The sequence below is a fragment of the Candidatus Chloroploca asiatica genome (genome assembly GCF_002532075.1).
GTDB lineage: Bacteria > Chloroflexota > Chloroflexia > Chloroflexales > Chloroflexaceae > Chloroploca > Chloroploca asiatica.
In genome coordinates, this window is the sequence record NZ_LYXE01000050.1 from 1 (window position 1) to 16480 (window position 16480).

The 16480-nt window shown below is 59.8% G+C and carries 14 protein-coding genes; 3 read left to right on the forward strand and 11 right to left on the reverse strand.

All coding sequences use genetic code 11. The features are described from left to right. Positions 1–494: 494 nt before the first annotated feature. The gene (locus tag A9Q02_RS04430) at positions 495–1391 is read right to left on the reverse strand and encodes a PfkB family carbohydrate kinase (protein WP_097651153.1); all 897 of its coding nucleotides are present in this window, start codon (positions 1389–1391) and stop codon (positions 495–497) included. A gap of 21 nt (positions 1392–1412) precedes the next feature. After that, positions 1413–2216: a [LysW]-aminoadipate kinase gene (locus A9Q02_RS04435; RefSeq protein ID WP_097651154.1), complete on the reverse strand. Its 804-nt coding sequence runs from the start codon at positions 2214–2216 to the stop codon at positions 1413–1415. A 196-nt stretch (positions 2217–2412) separates the two neighbouring features. Between A9Q02_RS04435 and A9Q02_RS04440 the strand changes: the two genes are divergently transcribed. Next, entirely contained in the window at positions 2413–3597 is a 1185-nt protein-coding gene (locus A9Q02_RS04440) for an N-acetylmuramoyl-L-alanine amidase (RefSeq protein WP_097651155.1), read from the forward strand. Positions 3598–3663: 66 nt separating this feature from the next. On the opposite strand, the gene A9Q02_RS04445 is transcribed toward A9Q02_RS04440, so the two are convergent. Next, positions 3664–6108 carry a C25 family cysteine peptidase gene (locus A9Q02_RS04445; RefSeq protein ID WP_097651156.1) on the reverse strand — a complete coding sequence of 815 codons (2445 nt, stop codon included), beginning with the start codon at positions 6106–6108 and terminating at the stop codon, positions 3664–3666. A 34-nt stretch (positions 6109–6142) separates the two neighbouring features. Next, the gene (locus A9Q02_RS04450) at positions 6143–6994 is read right to left on the reverse strand and encodes a DUF7507 domain-containing protein (RefSeq protein ID WP_097651157.1); all 852 of its coding nucleotides are present in this window, start codon (positions 6992–6994) and stop codon (positions 6143–6145) included. A gap of 283 nt (positions 6995–7277) precedes the next feature. On the opposite strand from A9Q02_RS04450, the gene msrA reads away from it, so the two are divergent. Then, complete coding sequence (gene msrA, locus A9Q02_RS04455) at positions 7278–7820, forward strand: peptide-methionine (S)-S-oxide reductase MsrA (RefSeq protein WP_097651158.1); 543 nt, start codon at positions 7278–7280, stop codon at positions 7818–7820. Between the two features lie 91 nt (positions 7821–7911). Here the strand turns inward: msrA and aroF are convergent, their stop codons facing one another. The 3 genes from aroF to A9Q02_RS04470 form a co-directional block, all read right to left on the reverse strand. Next, complete coding sequence (gene aroF / locus A9Q02_RS04460) at positions 7912–9033, reverse strand: 3-deoxy-7-phosphoheptulonate synthase (protein WP_245860343.1); 1122 nt, start codon at positions 9031–9033, stop codon at positions 7912–7914. 3 nt (positions 9034–9036) lie between these two features. Then, entirely contained in the window at positions 9037–9441 is a 405-nt protein-coding gene (aroH, locus tag A9Q02_RS04465) for a chorismate mutase (protein WP_097651160.1), read from the reverse strand. A 240-nt stretch (positions 9442–9681) separates the two neighbouring features. Beyond that, on the reverse strand, positions 9682–10299 hold the full coding sequence (locus A9Q02_RS04470; protein ID WP_097651161.1) for a Uma2 family endonuclease: 618 nt from the start codon (positions 10297–10299) through the stop codon (positions 9682–9684). Between the two features lie 777 nt (positions 10300–11076). Here A9Q02_RS04470 and A9Q02_RS04475 point away from each other — a divergent pair. Continuing rightward, positions 11077–12060: an aldo/keto reductase gene (locus A9Q02_RS04475; RefSeq protein WP_097651162.1), complete on the forward strand. Its 984-nt coding sequence runs from the start codon at positions 11077–11079 to the stop codon at positions 12058–12060. On the opposite strand, the gene A9Q02_RS04480 is transcribed toward A9Q02_RS04475, so the two are convergent. From A9Q02_RS04480 to A9Q02_RS04495, 4 genes are all read right to left on the reverse strand, one after another. Then, positions 12057–13580, reverse strand: coding sequence for a c-type cytochrome (locus tag A9Q02_RS04480; RefSeq protein WP_097651163.1), 1524 nt, complete (start codon positions 13578–13580; stop codon positions 12057–12059). The genes A9Q02_RS04475 and A9Q02_RS04480 overlap by 4 nt on opposite strands. A gap of 63 nt (positions 13581–13643) precedes the next feature. Next, the gene (locus tag A9Q02_RS04485) at positions 13644–14159 is read right to left on the reverse strand and encodes a QcrA and Rieske domain-containing protein (RefSeq protein WP_097651164.1); all 516 of its coding nucleotides are present in this window, start codon (positions 14157–14159) and stop codon (positions 13644–13646) included. Between the two features lie 6 nt (positions 14160–14165). Next, a complete protein-coding gene (locus A9Q02_RS04490) occupies positions 14166–15503 on the reverse strand; it encodes a cytochrome b N-terminal domain-containing protein (RefSeq protein WP_097651165.1) in 1338 nt (445 codons plus the stop codon). Between the two features lie 115 nt (positions 15504–15618). Beyond that, positions 15619–16365, reverse strand: coding sequence for an SAM-dependent methyltransferase (locus A9Q02_RS04495; protein ID WP_097651166.1), 747 nt, complete (start codon positions 16363–16365; stop codon positions 15619–15621). Between the last annotated feature and the right edge of the window lie 115 nt (positions 16366–16480).

Consider the following 16480-nt stretch of genomic DNA (forward strand, 5'->3'; position numbering starts at 1 on the left):
GTGCTCTTGGTGCGGGCCCTGAACCACCAGTCCATCCCCATGCCGCAACGCTTGTCCCCCGAACCCTGGCCAACGACACCGCCATACCATCCCGAAAGAAACGAACGTCATGACGCTCCCTCGGCCCGTGAATAAAAAAACCTACCCCCAAAAGGGCCCCTGGCCCCCGGCCCTGTAGGGGCACCCCTTGCGGGTGCCCTGGTGGGGTGCATACACGGAAGATGCAATCGCCCTGTGGGGGGCGTGAGACAGAGACCGGGCCGCTTTGAACGCAGAGGGGCGTGAGGCATGTGCCGCCTGCTTGCCCGCTCGGTTTGACGCAGAGGCGCAAAGGGTCATTGCGATCTTTGCGCCTTCGCGCCTTTGCGCCAAACTAACTACCGTGGGTCGATCCCCTGACCCGGCGTGATATACGATAAAGCCCGCTGGAAGCCGATGGATCCCATCCACTGGCACGGTGGGAAGTCTGTGTCGCGAAGCAGCGGATCTTTTCTTTACGCTGGTTCAAGCAAGGCTTCAACTTCGCTGACGGTAGGCAGGTTGCCGCGCCCGCCCAGGCCCTGGCAACTCAGGGCGGCGGCGGCGCTGGCAAACCGAATCGCTAGGCGAATCGGGTCATCACGGAGCAATGCATAGAGCAGCGCGCCATGAAAGACATCGCCGGCCCCTGTGGTGTCAAGTGGCTCGATCTCGAAAGCTGGGGTGTGAAAGAGTTCGCCCTTGTTGGCGCACCAACTTCCCTCGGCCCCGCAGGTCACAATCACTAGTTGTTCTTCGTAGCGACTGTGCAGGACACGGGCGGCTTCCCAGGGTTCAACAACGCCGGTGGCCTGGCGGGCAAATTCGGCTGAGACAACGATCAGATTGCAGAGCGGCAGCAGCTCGAGCGTATGCTCACGGACGCGCTCGGCGTCGATCATGACGAGGCCCCCGGTGGCCTGCATGGTACGCGCTGCGTGCAACGCTACCTGGGGCATGTGCGTGTCAATAAGCAGCGCCCGTGCCGAGCGGATCAATTCGTGCTCGAGCGGTACTTGTTCCAATACCGTGGGATCATTGTGCCACCAGACGGTACGACGGTCACGACCTGGCTCGGCCAGCACAAAGCTGACGTGCGAAGTCCCTGGCCGCACATGCATCGCCTGCGTATCGATCCCGACGGTTTGCAGATCGGCGAGAATCCGTTGCCCATACCCGTCATTGCCCACGGCCCCCGTCATTGCGACTCGCGCCCCCATGCGCGCCAACGTTGCCAGGGCCGTCGCAACTGGCCCCCCGCCCATTTCGTGCCAACCGGTCAGCGACTGCTTTGCCCCAAAGAGCGGTTGCTCTTCAGTCACCCCAATCAGATCGAGTGAGGCGATGCCCAAGCCTACCACATCGTAGCGCATACTGCTGCCTTCTCTCTTAGCTTACCCAATGACGGTGCCGTGTCCGTCGAGTGCGAGTGAGACCGAATTGGCTCGCCGCGCATCACCAATGATGACCCGTCCAACACCGGCGGCCAGGGCTTCCTGCGCCCCAAGAATCTTCTTTTTCATGCGCCCCTCGGCATAGGGAAGCACGGTTTCAATCTCATCAGGTGCGATCTGAGTGATGAGCGACGTTTCGTCGGGGAAATTGCGGAGCAGACCAGGGATATTCGAGAGCAAGAGGAGTGTCGTTGCGCCGAGGGCGGCGGCAATCGCGGCGGCGGCGCGATCACCGTCAACATTCAGCGCCTCGCCTGCCTCAGAGCAAGCCAGGGGCGCAATCACCGGCAGATAACCGCCCTCGAGCAGTGACCGCAGCAGGGTCACATTTGTCTGCTCGATCGTCCCGGTCCAGTCATCACGCAAGAGTTTCTGGCGTCCCTGTTCAAGAATCCGAATCGTCGCCTTGCGTCGCCCTTCGAGCAGGCGTCCATCGAGTCCACTCAGACCAACGGCATTGCATCCACGGGCTTGCAGGCGTTCGACCAGCCCTTTGTTGACGAGGCCACCGGTCGCCATCATAAAGAGTTCGAGCGTGCGTCGGTCGGTATAGCGACTGGTGTACCCACTCGGTGAGGTGACAAAGCGGGCCGGATGGCCTACCGCATCGCCCAGGCGATTTGTCTCGTGGGAACCGCCGTGAACGAGCACCAGACTTTCGCCTTGTTTGTAGTGTGCGGCGAGATCATCACAGAGGGCGTCGTAGTTATTGCCAGCGCTTCCCCCGACTTTAATAACAATCATCGAATCCTCATCTTTTGCAAGGCTTTTGTGTGTTATAACCACTGTTATGGTACGCTATTATAGCAGGCCTGCTTGGATTGTATCCATAAAGGTTGGCGTATGAAGCTTCATTAAACCTTAGCGCCTCTGCGCCTTTGCGTCAAATAATCCGTCTGCTTGGCAAGGTATTGCTTCTAGTCCGCAAAGGTTACATAACATGCTACGTTCGGTTCGTCTGTTGCCGCTGGTTCTTCTTTCTATCGTGCTCCTTGCGGCCTGTACTCCCGTTTATGCGTTGGCGCCGACGCCGACGGCCGTGGTGCCTGATCCCTCACCGGTGGCGCGTGCGGCGCCGATCCTTGCGGCACCAACGCCGCCGCAAGCCGTGCGTTCGTTTGATCCGGCTCCAACGAGTGCGGTAGTTCCCTCACCGGTCTCCCCCACTGCCGACGCCGCTGATGAGCAAGCGCCGACTGAGGAGGCTGCGGAGGTGCCGGCACCTGAGGATGCGCCAGGTGCAACGGGGGTTCCTACGCCGACTCCACGCGATCCCGCAACCCCGCCCCGGGTTGGCCTCCAGGTGGGCCACCTGCGTTCCAATGAATTGCCCGACGAACTGGCGCGTCTGCGCACCTCGACCGGTGCACGCTGGGGGCGGATTACCGAAGCCGAGTTGAATCTCGAGATTGTCAATCGGATCACGCCCTTGCTCGAAGCTGAAGGCGTAGTCGTAGACATTATTCCTGCGACGGTGCCACCTGGATATGATGCCGATGCGTTCCTTGCCATTCATGCCGATGGTTCGACCAGTGGCGGGCCGCGTGGCTGGAAGCTCGCCACGCCCTGGCGCGCCTCTGAGGCGAGCAAGGCCCTGATGGCTGCTGTTGGATCCGCGTATGGCCCAGGGACAGGCATGCCAGAAGATGTTGGCGGCGTGACCTTCAATATGAAGGGCTACTATGCGTTTAGTTGGCGGCGCTACACCCACGCGATCACGTCAACGACGCCAGCGATCATTGTCGAGATGGGCTTTATGACCAACGCCGCCGACCGCGAGATCCTCTTTGGGCAACCTGATCGCATTGCCAACGCTATTGCCACCGGCATTCTCGACTACTTGAAGGCGCGTGATCCCAATGATGGCGCGGCGCTCTTGCCGCCTGATTATCCCGTCATGCGGGCGCTCGCCGACGGTACGATCATCCGCGCTATCCCGCAGGATAACGGGCGCATCCTGGCCCGTGTTGGCCCCGAGGCGCGCATTGTGCCCTTCGATCTTCAGGATGGTTGGTACCAGGTCTTTACCCGCGTCGGCGATCAGCGCATCGTTGGTTGGGTACGCGAAGATCAGGTCGCGCCCACCAATGAACAATCTGTCTTCCCTACCCCCACCAATCCCTAACGTATCTGACCAGTTGTTGTGTGCGCAAAAAAAGCCAGCTAGGCTGGCTTTTTTTGCGCACACAACTCACCTCCCCACCACGGGTAAAAAGATCGCGCCCGCTTCCTGGTGGATCTGCAGGATCGTGAGTGGATCACCAAGCAAGACAAACGTGCGCAGTGACGCCTGGCAGCAGCGGGTGGTGCCAAAGAGTTCGAGCGATCCGGCGAGCGTCAGGCGCCCGAGTGAAGCCTGCTGCGGTGCCGCCCAGAGCGCCCGATAGAAGCCGCGTTGCAGCGCGTCGTGTCCATACAGTACCCCTAATCCAGTTGAACTCCACGCGGCAATGGCACCGCCATCAGCCTGGATCACCAGGCGTTCGTCAATCGAGGTGCCCCGCGAGGCCGGGATCTGGAAGGAACCGGTGAGACAACTCATACTCAGTACCACCGGCAACCGCGTCTGATTGCCGAGGCTGTCTACGTCAAAGAGGCCAAGCAAATACTGGTGCTGATCGGGTTCGCCCGGGTTCAGCGGTGGCCCGGTGTAGGCCCATTGGTATTGGAGCCCATGCCCAATGTAGTGGACAATGGCAGCCCCGTCGCGGAAGGCTTGCATCGTGCGGTCACGGGCTACGAGCGGATCGCGTTCGCGCCACGGATCACCAGGCGGGGCTGCGGGATCATAGAGCATGCGCGTAAGCCGAAGGCCCGCCGGGTGCAGCGCGGCACTCTCGGCAACGGCTTGCGCAAAATTACCAGCGAAGTCGTTGTTATCGGCAATGTAGGCAATCGTGCGCTGCCACGGTTCATTTGAGAGTGTCTGTTCGTACGTCAAGATTTTGTTGACGACGTCTTCTACTTCAACTCCACTCTTTGCTGGAATGCGCCCGATCCACATATCTTGCAAACTGTCGCTCTGCGGATCATTGCCGTGTAACTGGACATAACATGTGTCGCAAGCGGTTTCGCCGAGCCATGGGTCAACAAAGGCGAGGTAGGGCGGGACGCGGATCGGCTGGTTGAAGCCAAAGTAGTTGCGGGGATCGCTGCTGCCGTCACCCACGAGGGTCACACTGGTTGGCGCAACCGCCCAGGTCTCGGCGGCATAGCGCAGGAAGCTCCGGATTGCTTCAGGATCAAGCTGGCCGTGGCTCCAGGTTGCATAGATCGCCTCGGTTGCCACGGCGGCCACTGTGTGTCCCTGGCTGCGACGGTGCGCAAGCAGCGGTTCAAGCGCGGCGATAAACTCTTGCGGGGCAAGGTAGAGGGCTTCAGCATTCAGGGGTTGTGCCAGGTCAACTGGGATTGTACGCCGTAGTTCGGGCGTGTGCAGGGTGCCTTCGCCGGTGACAAGGTAGTGCCCAGGCGTGCTTGCCTCATGCACAAAACGTGGCCCGGCAAAGTGCAGGCGCACCGGGCGGGTGCGATCGTCAACGAGATAGATCGCAGATGACGTGGGCCGTTCCTGGAGATGATAAATAAATTTTCCGGTCTCACCAAGAAAAGTCGCCCCGCGTTGCGCCAGATCCAGGGTGACAGGGGCTTGCCAACTGACCGCATCAACATGGACGCGATCAGATCGAATACCTGGCAAAAGCGCCACCGTCACCGTAGGCCCACGGGTTGGCATCAGCGTCTCGACCGCCCAGAGGCCGCTGCCTGACCATTGTTGGCGAACAGTATGGTCGGCGAGCCGTACTTCGAGGGTATGCTGCTCACGCGAAAAGGTGTCGCCCTCAACCGTCAGCTTAACCGGGCCTGGTGCGGCAGGCAGTTGCGTGGACAGCGGAACCTCATACACCGGTGGGACAGGTTTGGTATCACTTGCGTCCACCCGCAGATCCCGACTGAAAAAGTGATCGCCATCATGCCCTGGCAAACGCGACTCATAGACCCTATTCTCGCGCCATGTTCCTTGTTCCAAGGCGGTGGTGCGGATCGGGATCAACAGACTGGCCGGGCCTGGCTGGGCCTCAAGGTGGGCCATCCGCAGACCGGGGGTGGCACCACTGGTCAGCCAGAAGATCGCCGTGTCTGACCAACGATCACCTGGCTCGGCATAAAAGCGCAGTTCAACCAGGGTGCCCTGCGCATCGCGCACCTCTTCCAGGGCGACCGCGTTGCCACGATGCATCAGGTGGGCATTGGCGACTGCCTCAAGCGGGAAACCTGCGGCAACGAGCGAAGCGACGGGAAGGCGCTGCATCCCCGTGGCCGTGACATGCACATGCCAGGCTGGCTGCGTGGCAGCAGGGTCTGGGGGCGGTGCGCCCGTGGCAAACGGTGTTGTCGTCAGCGTGGCGAGCTCGTGCAGATCGGTCACGCGACCAGCTCCAACCACTTCAACTTCCAACGCCCCATTCCCGGCATCAAATACGCGCACCTGCTGACCACGGAGCCAGCCCTCACGGACGAGGGTGTTGGTCGGGTTGACGTACGTAGCCGAAGCAGTGGTGCCAGTGAGGAACAGAACGAAGAAGCTGAACCAGGCAAGTGAGCGGAGGGCTGTGGCATGGCGAAACCAGGCCACAGCACCCCACCAGGTAATGCGAGCACGCCTTCCTCTACGCTGCACGGCGACGCACAAGGAAACTCGCGGTAATCAGCGCAAAGCCAAGGATCAGCGCAAGCAGCGGCGCAAAAGCCGAGGACGCCACCCCAGTTTCGGGCAGCGTTGCGGGAACCTCAACAACCACCAGTTCAACGCTCGACTCATTATTATTGGGATCGCCATCGGGCGACGTGCTTGAGACAACGGCGAGATTCGTATTGTTAGGCGGCGACACCATCGCCGTGACCGTCGCAGTCACCGTGATCGTCACCGTCTCACCGGGATCGAGCGTCCCGATCACCACGCGCACCCGCTGACCATCAACCGTCACCTCACCACGGCTCGCCACGACTTCGACTGGGGTCACGAAAGTCGGCAACACATCTTCCACGACCACATCAACCGCCTGCAAACCACCGCGATTTGTCACCAGGATCGTATAGACAACCTGGGAACCAACGGTTGCTACGGGCGGTTCAACACTCTTGGTCACCGCAGGATCGGCGGGCATACCAGGGACTGGTGTCGGGCTCGGCGTCGGCGTCCGCGTCGGTTGTGCGGGCGGCGGAAGCTCTCCACCAGGGGTAGGCGTGTTGGTAGGCAATGGGGGGGCAGTGGAGACGGGGGTATTCGTAGGCGTATTTGTTGGTGCCGGTGTGTCGGTTGGTACCGGTGTGTCGGTTGGTGCCGGTGTGTCGGTTGGTACCGGTGTGTCGGTTGGCGTAGGCGGCTCAACCGTAGGAACCTCGGTGACCAACAGCGTAGATGACGCCTGTACCGGTGTCAAACCAACGGGCAAGATACCCCATGCAATCAGCAACAGACCCATTGAGAGCAATAAGATGCGCAGACTCACAGCCTTCATCGTTGGCTCCTGGCAATAGTTGAGATAGACTTAGCTACTATAGAAGCCTATCATATCATAGATCGGGTGTTTTTTGCGCATAAAACAGTGGATGGGCAGGGCTGCCTTATGACGCAAAGGCTCAAAGCTTCGCATAAAGTTTCCTCAAACCTTTGCGCCTCTGCGCCTTTGTGTCAAAACATCAACCTTCTGGGCATGGTATGGCACCGAGGTACAGGCTTGCCCCTTCGTCATGAATCAGGTAGACTAAAAAGAAAGCTTTATCATGCAATAAGGAAAGCAGATGACTGACAAACAATCCGAAGTCGTTACCCTTGGTGGGGGATGCTTCTGGTGTCTTGAGGCCGTTTTTGATCAACTGGTCGGCGTTGAAGATGTTGTTTCGGGGTATATGGGCGGGCATGTGACCAACCCGACCTACGAACAGGTCTGTGGCGGGCGGACTGGCCATGCCGAAGTTGTGCAGGTACGCTTTGATCCTGCGCAGCTCAGCTTTCGCGAGGTACTCGATGTCTTCTTCACTATTCATGATCCGACGACCCTGAATCGTCAGGGCAATGACGTCGGTCCTCAGTATCGGTCGGCGATCTTCTACCATTCATCCGAACAGCAGGCGACGGCGACCGAAGTGATCAATGACCTGAATCAGCAGCGGCTCTGGCCGCGTCCGATTGTCACCGAAGTCGCGGCTGCGAGTCATTTCTACGTTGCCGAGAACTATCACCAGGAGTATTTTGCCCTTAACGGCAGCCAGCCGTACTGCCAATGGGTAATTGTGCCCAAGGTCGCCAAATTTCGCAAACAGTACGCCGCAAAACTTAAGTAAGCGACGTCATAGCATGGAAGCTTGGCGCGCCAAGCTTCCATGAAACTCAATACCTTTGCGCCTTTGCGCCTTTGCGTCAAAAAAATCGTGCCTACACGTGTTTGCCCAGTGCAGCGGCGACTGCGGCGACCTGCGGCATCAGTTTCGCGAAATTCTCGAGGCTCAGCGACTGGCCGCCGTCCGAACGAGCGCGGTCGGGGTCGGGATGGGCTTCGATGATGATCCCGTCGGCACCGGCGGCAATGCTCGCCAGGGCCAGCGGTGGCACGAGGTACCACTTGCCGGTTCCGTGGCTCGGGTCGGCAATGACGGGCAGGTGCGTGCGGCGCTTTGCCAGCGCGACAGCATTGAGATCCATCGTATTGCGGGTCGCCGTCTCGAAGGTGCGAATGCCCCGCTCGCAGAGGATCACATTGGGGTTGCCCTGGGCGGTGACATACTCAGCTGAAAGCAGCCACTCCTCGATCGTCGCCGAGAGGCCGCGTTTGAGCAGGACGGGCATGCCGGTGCGCCCGACTTCTTCGAGCAACTGGTAATTCTGCATATTGCGGGCACCGATCTGCAGCACATCGGCATAGCGGGCAACGAGGTCAACATCATTGATCGTCATCACCTCGGTGACAATCGGCAACCCAGTCTCGTCGCGGGCCTGGGCCAGCAATTTCAAGCCCTGTTCACCGAGCCCGCGGAAGGTGTAGGGCGACGAGCGTGGCTTGAAGGCCCCACCACGCAACATCGACGCCCCGGCCTCGCGGACAGCGCGTGCTGTTGCCATAATCTGCTCTTCGCTTTCGACCGAACACGGGCCAGCGATGACGACACAACGCTCGCCGCCAACCTTGACCCCCCGCACATCAACAATGGTGTCCATCGGGCGCAGTTCACGCGACACCAGTTTGTAGGGCTGCGTAATACGCAACGTCTCTTTGACCCCGGTGAAATGTTCGAGTTCCTCTTTGAGCGTGGGCGGAATCGCCGCTCCCACCACCCCGATCACCGTCCGCTCGGCGCCATAGACCATATGGCCGCGCAAATCATATTCGGCCAAGCGTTCCAGCACACTCTCGATCTGCTCCTGAGTTGACCCCGTCTGCATCACCACAATCATTGCTTCGACTCCTTCTCCCTGAACTATCGGTGGATGGTATACGGCCTGCTGTGGCGGGGCGACCAGGCGCAGCGCCACGGATGGATCGGTTGGTTGCGCACTCATGCTTTACGCTTCCCCATTGGTTGCCCGAAAAGCCGCCAGAGCAGCAGTCCGGTCGGGGCGCAAGTTGGTTGCCCCACGGACATAGACATGAACGACTTCCTCGGCACTGCGGGTGGTATTCCAGTGGATCAGCACCCGAATACAGTGGGGCAGACCGCCAGGCACCTTCATCTCGTGGCCGCAGAGCAGGGCGGTATTGGTCCAACCAATGGCGCGGGCTGCGACAGCGGGATATTCGGCATCAAGATCGGGCGTAGTCGAAAAGATCGCACTCGCAATATCCTCGGGCTCCATCCGATTCGCCTCAATAATCATCTCCAGCAACTCGCGGGTCGCCTCAAGGATGGCCTCGCGGGTATTTGCCTCACATGTCGTCGCGCCACGGATCCCTCGACACCTGACCGTCATTTAGAGCCTCCCTGACTGGGGCAAACAGACAGAGAGGGCGTGAAGCCTGGTGCTTCACGCCCTCTTGATGAGTTGTCTGTTGACCGAGGTTTCTAGACAATGCGAAGCGACCAGCCCGTATGTGGGTGGGTAAAATAGGAAGCAAAAAAGAAGTTGTTGTGATGAACTTTCACGCGCCAGACTTCCTTTGCAAACCTTTGCTCGCAGTGGTGGGGAATATATCACAGGTGCAGGGATCTGTCAACTGGGTTGTCCTGCTGGGGTGCGGAGCAGACCAATATTCGGCACAAGCGGTACTTGTTCGTATATTTCGGCAAGCGGTATATGGGCATCTAATGCCTTCAGCGGCAACGATGCTTCCATACCGACAAAATCTGACAAAACCCATTCACTCGTATCTTGGCGGATAAAGCGTTCGATATGATATGTACGTTGTGAAACGAGAATATATTCTTGTAGGGTTTCAATCGTACGATAGTGTTGGAACTTTTCGCCGCGGTCATAACTTTCGGTTGAAGGCGAGAGGATTTCAATAATAACCGTCGGGTTAAGCAACGTGTCACGTTTTTCAGGATGAACAAATTGGGCTTGGCCGCACACAATAGTGAAATCAGGATATGTGTTTAAGCCAGTGTGAGTTACTTTGACCCGCATATCACTTGGATAGGCGCGGCAATTGCTTCCGCGTACAAGAGCACGAAGGATAGCAGCAAGATTCATCGCAATTAAATTATGTTCTTCACTTGCGCCGGCCATGGCATAAACGCGACCACCATAATATTCATGTTTTGTTGTGCTTACTCGTTCATGCTGAAGATAGGCTTCTTCAGTGACATATATATTGGGCTGAGCAGTCATAAAGCCCCCTTGTATGTGCAATTTCTATGCGTATTTTAGCAGGTAGAGGAAGTAGATGCAAGTACAAATGTACGCATGCAGGATGCATCTTTTGCTGCGCCCCTGTTATCCCCTGGATGCACCCGGAGGGAGCGATGCCCTCCAACGCATGCATCTCTGGCGACCCGCTGCACGGCGACGTTTGCCGCATGCACGCTGGGCTGCATGAACGACGTTGCCCTCATAGGCTCGCCGCTGGGTGCCGTCGCGTGGCGGTGGCGGAACGGATGACCGAACCCGGTCAGCGACGCCATATGCGCAGGGGATGATGAGCGCAGGCGGGTGGAGGTGGCAAAAGCGCCGCGTAGAATGGGTACGGCAACGGCATGCATCAGGGCGATTGCATCTTCTTCCGTGCATGCACCCCACCAGGGCACCCGCAAGGGGTGCCCGTACACCCGGTCCGGCCCCGCCGGGTTGCGCCAGGGCCGCGCACACCACCACGACGGCCCGGACGACCCGTAGGGGCACCCCTTGCGGGTGCCCTGATAGAGCGTATTTTTATCCGATTTCGTATGATGCAAGCGCCCTAGCAACGGCATCGGTACTGTTTGCATATGCCGAACAACCCTACTATAATGTTCTTGCTTCCTTGCATGGACAACTTCGGCGCAAGCCATGTCGCGTCTACCCAAGCGATATGCGGGTAAAAGTCCTGCGGAGATGTAGATGATCTTCCCCTTGATCCTCCAGCAGAGTACTTCTATCAAATCCGCAGTTTGTTGTGAGGCACGTGCGATGCAACTCCGTAACCTTGGTGCGTCTGGGTTAGCTGTGACGCCATTGGGTCTTGGTCTCGCCGCGCTCGGGCGCCCCGGCTATCTTAATCTGGGCCATGCCGAGGATCTTGCGGCGAATTATGATGTGGCGGTGATGCGGCAGCGGGCCTATGCGGTGCTCGATGCGGCCTGGGCCGCGGGGGTGCGTTATTTCGATGCGGCCCGTTCGTATGGGCGCGCTGAGGAGTTTCTCGGTGGCTGGTTGCACGAGCGCCAGTTTGATCCGGCAGCGGTGACGGTTGGCTCGAAGTGGGGCTATACCTATACCGCCGGTTGGCAGGTTGTGGCCGAGGCCCACGAGGTGAAGGCGCATGAGCTTGATGTTTTTGAGCGCCAATTGATCGAGAGTCAGGTTCTGCTCACGCCCTACTTCAATCTTTATCAGATCCATTCGGCAACCCTCGAAAGTGGCGTGCTCGATAACCTTCCGGTGCTCACTGCCCTGGCTCGGCTCAAAGCTCAGGGGGTGGCAATCGGGCTGTCGGTGAGTGGGCCGCGTCAGGCCGAGGTGATCCGTCGGGCGCTGGCGGTGATGATCGATGGGGTGCGCCTCTTTGATTGTGTCCAGGCGACCTGGAATCTGCTCGAGACTTCGGCCGGGCCGGCGCTCGCCGAGGCGCACGCCGCCGGGGTGGGCGTGATTGTCAAAGAGGCACTCGCCAATGGGCGGCTCACGGATCGCAATGCCGATCCTGCGCTTGCTGCGCTCGATCGGGTCTGTGCCGAGCGTAGCGCGACCCGTGATGCGCTGGCGCTCGCCGTCGCCATGGCGCAGCCCTGGGCGGATGTGGTGCTCAGTGGGGCCGCTTCGGTGGCCCATCTGCAGGCAAATCTGCGGGCAGGTGAAGTGGCCGATGCGGAGACTGCCGCCTCCGCCCTGGCCGCCCTGGTCGAGTCGCCCGCAGCGTATTGGGCGACTCGTGCCAGGTTGGCCTGGAATTAGTTGCTCCCTTGCCAGACCGGTTTGCCATCAGGGGTGCGCAGGTCGAGCCGTTCACCCGTGGTCAGGTTTTCGATCCAGTTGAGTTCCATGTGGCCTTCGCCTTCAAAGCCCTCAAGCGCAATGCGATCACCAGGCCGCAACGCAATGGCGTTGGGTTCCCACCACCAGGGTGGCCCGAGCATTGCTTCGAGGTTGCTCCGGCTGGCCTCGTCGTAGAAGGTCAGGGCGTTGCTTTCGACGCTGACGACAGTACCGCGATAGGTGGTGCTCGGCGCACTCTGCTGTGGCGTTTGCCCATTCTGGCCCTGTTGTCCCTGGCCTGATTGGGTCTCGCCACGTGCCCAGGCGGGGCCGCGGCCCTGCCCCTGCCCCTGGCCTCTGGGCTGGATGGGATTCGCGGGGTCAGGCGTTGCTTGCAACCACGGAGGCCCGCCGCCACCCTGTTGCGTGCCGCGTGGATTGGCGACGACGGGGGCGTTCTCCTCCAACGAACGAATATAGCTCACGAGTGCGGCAATCTCGACCGAGGTGAGCCGCTCGCCAAACGCGGGCATGGCCGAATTGGGGCGGTGCCCGCCTTCGGTGATCGCCTGCGTGATCGCCGCATCGTCCTGACGACTGAGGAATTGCTGGCTGTTGATCGCCGGGCCAAGGCCGCCTGTCCCATTGTCACCGTGACAACTGGTACAAGTTGAGACAAAGAGCCGCTCGCCGAGCGCGAGGATCGCCTCGGGATCGTCGAGATCGATCATTTGCGGGGCGGGCATCTCGAGCGCAATGCCTTGGGCTTCGAGTTGATCCCAGTGCTGTAGGAAGGCAACCAGCGCGTCCAGTTCGCTCGCTTCGAGCAGGGTGCCCCACGCGGCCATCATTGTGCCCGGCACGCCCTCGACAATGGTCTGGGTGAGACTCGCCGCATCTTGCGCCCGCACTTCGGGTGTGTTCAGGGGCACGCCGAGCGTTGAACCTTCGCCGTTGGCCCCGTGGCAGGTCACACAGGTATTGGCATAGAGCTGAAACCCCTCTGACCAGAGCTGGCCTTCGGGGCCGAGGGCGCTGATCTGGGCGAGTTGGGCCTCGGTGACATCGGGAACCGCCAGGGTTGCCGGGATCATGCCTCGTTGCGCCGCCAGTTCGCGAATCTGACCCCAATCGGCATACCGGATCTGGGCCACGAGCTGATCAATCTGATAATCGGTCAGAATCCCGCCCTCGTCCTGGTGCCAGGCGGCCATGGGTGTATTGTAAAGCCCACGGGCAATAATCTTGAAGAGCGCATCGTACTCCATCGTACGCAACGCCTCGCTATCGAGCGGCGGGATCGAGCCAAGCCCTTCGCCTGAGGCGCCGTGACAGACAGCGCAGTTTTCGACATAGATCACCGCCGCGTCACTCACCGCCTGTTGCCGCAAGGTTGCCTGGGCGTCAGACAAACGCCCCGCTTCACGCGACGAATAGACCCCGAGGCCGACTACCAGGACCAATAAAGCAACAAAACCTATAATCAAATAGCGTTGCATATGCTTCTTTCTTTTTGCTGAGCGTATAACCCTTTGCGCCTTTGCGTCAAATCAACTGAAGACCTACGCTCCAGCCGGATAGACAACCTGTGTCGCATCAAACGCATCACGCTGGCGTGGCTCGGCGGTGTCAACGATGACAGTGCCATCGGTGATCGTGATTGCAAAAGTGTCAAGTGCTCGTGGCGCCGGCGGATTCTCTACATCGCCCTCCTGGTCAAAATAGGAACCATGGCACGGGCAGGCAAACCGGTTCTCGGCAGCTTGCCAACTGACGGCGCAGCCGAGGTGGGTACAGCGGCGATAGACAGCCAAAAAGCCGCCGTCGGCCAGGCGCACGAGGAAAAAGCGTCCATCGGGAAATTCGGTGACTGAACCAGGCGGGAAACTCTCGACCAGACCGGCTTGCACGACGCCCCCAAATTCACCGTCAACGCGACGTGGCCCCAAAAACTGCACGGTCATCACCCCGGTCTGCAAGAGGCCGACCAGACCGAGGGCGCCCAGGCCAAGACTCAGGAAATTGCGTCGACTCATCGTTGTCTCGGGTGCAGAAGGCACAGGTGGTGGTGTCATCATTGTTCCTTACCAGGGCCAGACGAGGGCCATATTGGGGCCGCGAAAGAAGATGCCAATCAGCGTCAGCACCACAAGGGCGTTCATCGTAAAGCTAAAGAGGCCAACCAGGGCTTCGTTGTGGCGGGTGCGCAGAGCAAGCCGGATCAGCCAGTAGATGCCGGCGAGACCAGCGAGGGTCAGGCCGAGTGGGATCAAGCCATTGGAGACAAGGGTGGGGAGACCGGGCAAAAGCGCAGGCAGATCAAGCCACCATTCATCAATCACCACGAGCAGCGGCGTGAGGAGCAGACTAAGTGCGACGCCGAGCCAAGCGGCCTTGCGGCCACGCGCCGAGCGCCCGCCGATCCCGATGGCGCTATCGTCGCGATCCCAGAAGGGCACTGCGGCAAGCCCGAGCAACCCGATGGCCGACAAGGTGAGCGCTGCCAGGGGATGCATATGCAGCAACAACTCTTGCACCCCAAGGAAATACCAGGCCGCCTTGGCCGGATTCGGCGGATGCGCCGGATTTGCCATTGCCTCCAGTGGTGCCGGGACAAGCATCGCAAAGAGCATCACTGCGGTGAGGGTGACCAGTGCGATGCCGAGCTCGATGCCAACGAGATGCGGGATCGTGGTCAACTTCTCGATGGGGCCGGTCTGGTCGGGTAGCGCTACCCCGCCATCTTTGCGCACCCGCCAGAAATGGTACGAGAGCGCCAGCATCAAAACGACCGGCAAGACAGCAACGTGCAGCGCGTAAAAATTCCGCAGCGCCGCCTGCCCAACCTCGCGCCCACCGAGCAGAAAATTGGCGACCAGCACCCCGACCACCGGGACATAATCAAGCAAGCCCGTGCCCACCGTGATCGCCCAGAACGCCAGTTGATCCCACGGCAGCAGATAGCCGGTAAAATTGAACGCGAGCACGATCAGCAGCAGGAAGAGCCCGAAGATCCAGTTGCCTCGGCGATCACGGAAAAAGCCGCCGGTCAGGAAGACCCGGACAAGATGGAGCAGCACCGTAATCACGAGCAGATTGGCCGACCAGTGATGAACATTGCGCAACAACGCCCCAAAAGGCACCACCGTCTCAAGTGTCTGGATCGAGGCATAGGCTCGCTCGACACTCGCATCATAGCGAAACATCAGCAGTACCCCGGTGATTACCAGGATCACCGTCAGCAACGCCGAAATCCCACCGAGCCCCCAGGTATGCGTGAAACGCAATGCTGGTGCGGGGACACGGGTGGGATGCAGGTGCAAAATCAGATTGTTGGCGACCGCACGCATCCGGCTGCGATCATCGACAGGTGGACGAGCACGAAACCGCAGACGGTCAAATGCATTGCTCAACCATGACATACGCTACTCTCCCACTATCGTTCCAGGTGACATCGTTCTGTGTCTGGATCTACGATAGCAAGAGAGTATGGAGGAGTTGTGGAGAAATGGTAGAAGAGTTCGCGAGATGCCGACGCTATACCATCGGGTAAAAGACATAGCCATACGAGGATGCATACCGCCGATAGAGTTCGATCTCGGCCTGTTCAAGATCGAGGATGCGCTGAGCCTCGGCGTTGTCGTGGTATTGCGTGCGGAGTAGGGCAATCCGTGCGGCCATCGGGCGGTAGTAGTTCGTCCACCACGCTTCTTCGGGGAGCACGAAATGGCCCAGCGACCGGTAGCCTGCCGCTTCGAGACGGCTCACGTTTGCTTCGATCGTTGCCATGCCCGGATAGGCCTCTTGCCAGAATTGTTGCGCTTCAGTGGGCGGATCAGGCTGCAACCACGCGAGCTCGCTGACGACGATGTATCCACCTGGTTTGAGGTGCCGTCGCCAGGCCGTAAGGCCCTCGGTGAAACCCATGATATAGATCGCGCCTTCAGACCAGATCAGGTCAAACGGCTCCTCAAAGGGCAGATCAAACATCGAGGCTTGCACCGGCGTGATCTGTTCGTCCACCCCCGCTATGGCGGCGCGGCAGGCCAGTTCATCGAGGAATGGCTGATAGGTGTCAACCGCAGTGATGTGCGCCTGGCTGGCCTTGGCAAGAGCCAACGTCTGTGCCCCCGGGCCACACCCAACATCAAGGATGCGTGCGTTTGTGGGGAGATCCGGCAGCATCGCGAGCGCTTGCAGGGTCGCTGCATCGCTGCCCGGTGCTTCGCGGGGCAGATCGCGGTGAATCTTCCAGAAGACGTCGTGTTCAAGGGGATTGGTCATTGGTTGTTCCTTTGCTCGTATTACTCTTTGCGCCTTTGCGTCAAATCATCAGCCCTGCATGCACCCCACCAGGGCACCCCTTGCGGGTGCCCCACCAGGGACGGGGGCCGGGCCC

Excerpts from the sequence above, each read along its gene's own strand:
- A9Q02_RS04430 (WP_097651153.1), bottom strand. The coding sequence starts at position 1,391 with ATGCGCTACGATGTGGTAGGCTTGGGCATCGCCTCACTCGATCTGATT.
- A9Q02_RS04435 (WP_097651154.1), bottom strand. The coding sequence starts at position 2,216 with ATGATTGTTATTAAAGTCGGGGGAAGCGCTGGCAATAACTACGACGCC.
- A9Q02_RS04440 (WP_097651155.1), top strand. The coding sequence starts at position 2,413 with ATGCTACGTTCGGTTCGTCTGTTGCCGCTGGTTCTTCTTTCTATCGTG.
- A9Q02_RS04450 (WP_097651157.1), bottom strand. The coding sequence starts at position 6,994 with ATGAAGGCTGTGAGTCTGCGCATCTTATTGCTCTCAATGGGTCTGTTG.
- msrA (WP_097651158.1), top strand. The coding sequence starts at position 7,278 with ATGACTGACAAACAATCCGAAGTCGTTACCCTTGGTGGGGGATGCTTC.
- aroF (WP_245860343.1), bottom strand. The coding sequence starts at position 9,033 with ATGAGTGCGCAACCAACCGATCCATCCGTGGCGCTGCGCCTGGTCGCC.
- aroH (WP_097651160.1), bottom strand. The coding sequence starts at position 9,441 with ATGACGGTCAGGTGTCGAGGGATCCGTGGCGCGACGACATGTGAGGCA.
- A9Q02_RS04470 (WP_097651161.1), bottom strand. The coding sequence starts at position 10,299 with ATGACTGCTCAGCCCAATATATATGTCACTGAAGAAGCCTATCTTCAG.
- A9Q02_RS04475 (WP_097651162.1), top strand. The coding sequence starts at position 11,077 with ATGCAACTCCGTAACCTTGGTGCGTCTGGGTTAGCTGTGACGCCATTG.
- A9Q02_RS04480 (WP_097651163.1), bottom strand. The coding sequence starts at position 13,580 with ATGCAACGCTATTTGATTATAGGTTTTGTTGCTTTATTGGTCCTGGTA.
- A9Q02_RS04485 (WP_097651164.1), bottom strand. The coding sequence starts at position 14,159 with ATGATGACACCACCACCTGTGCCTTCTGCACCCGAGACAACGATGAGT.
- A9Q02_RS04490 (WP_097651165.1), bottom strand. The coding sequence starts at position 15,503 with ATGTCATGGTTGAGCAATGCATTTGACCGTCTGCGGTTTCGTGCTCGT.
- A9Q02_RS04495 (WP_097651166.1), bottom strand. The coding sequence starts at position 16,365 with ATGACCAATCCCCTTGAACACGACGTCTTCTGGAAGATTCACCGCGAT.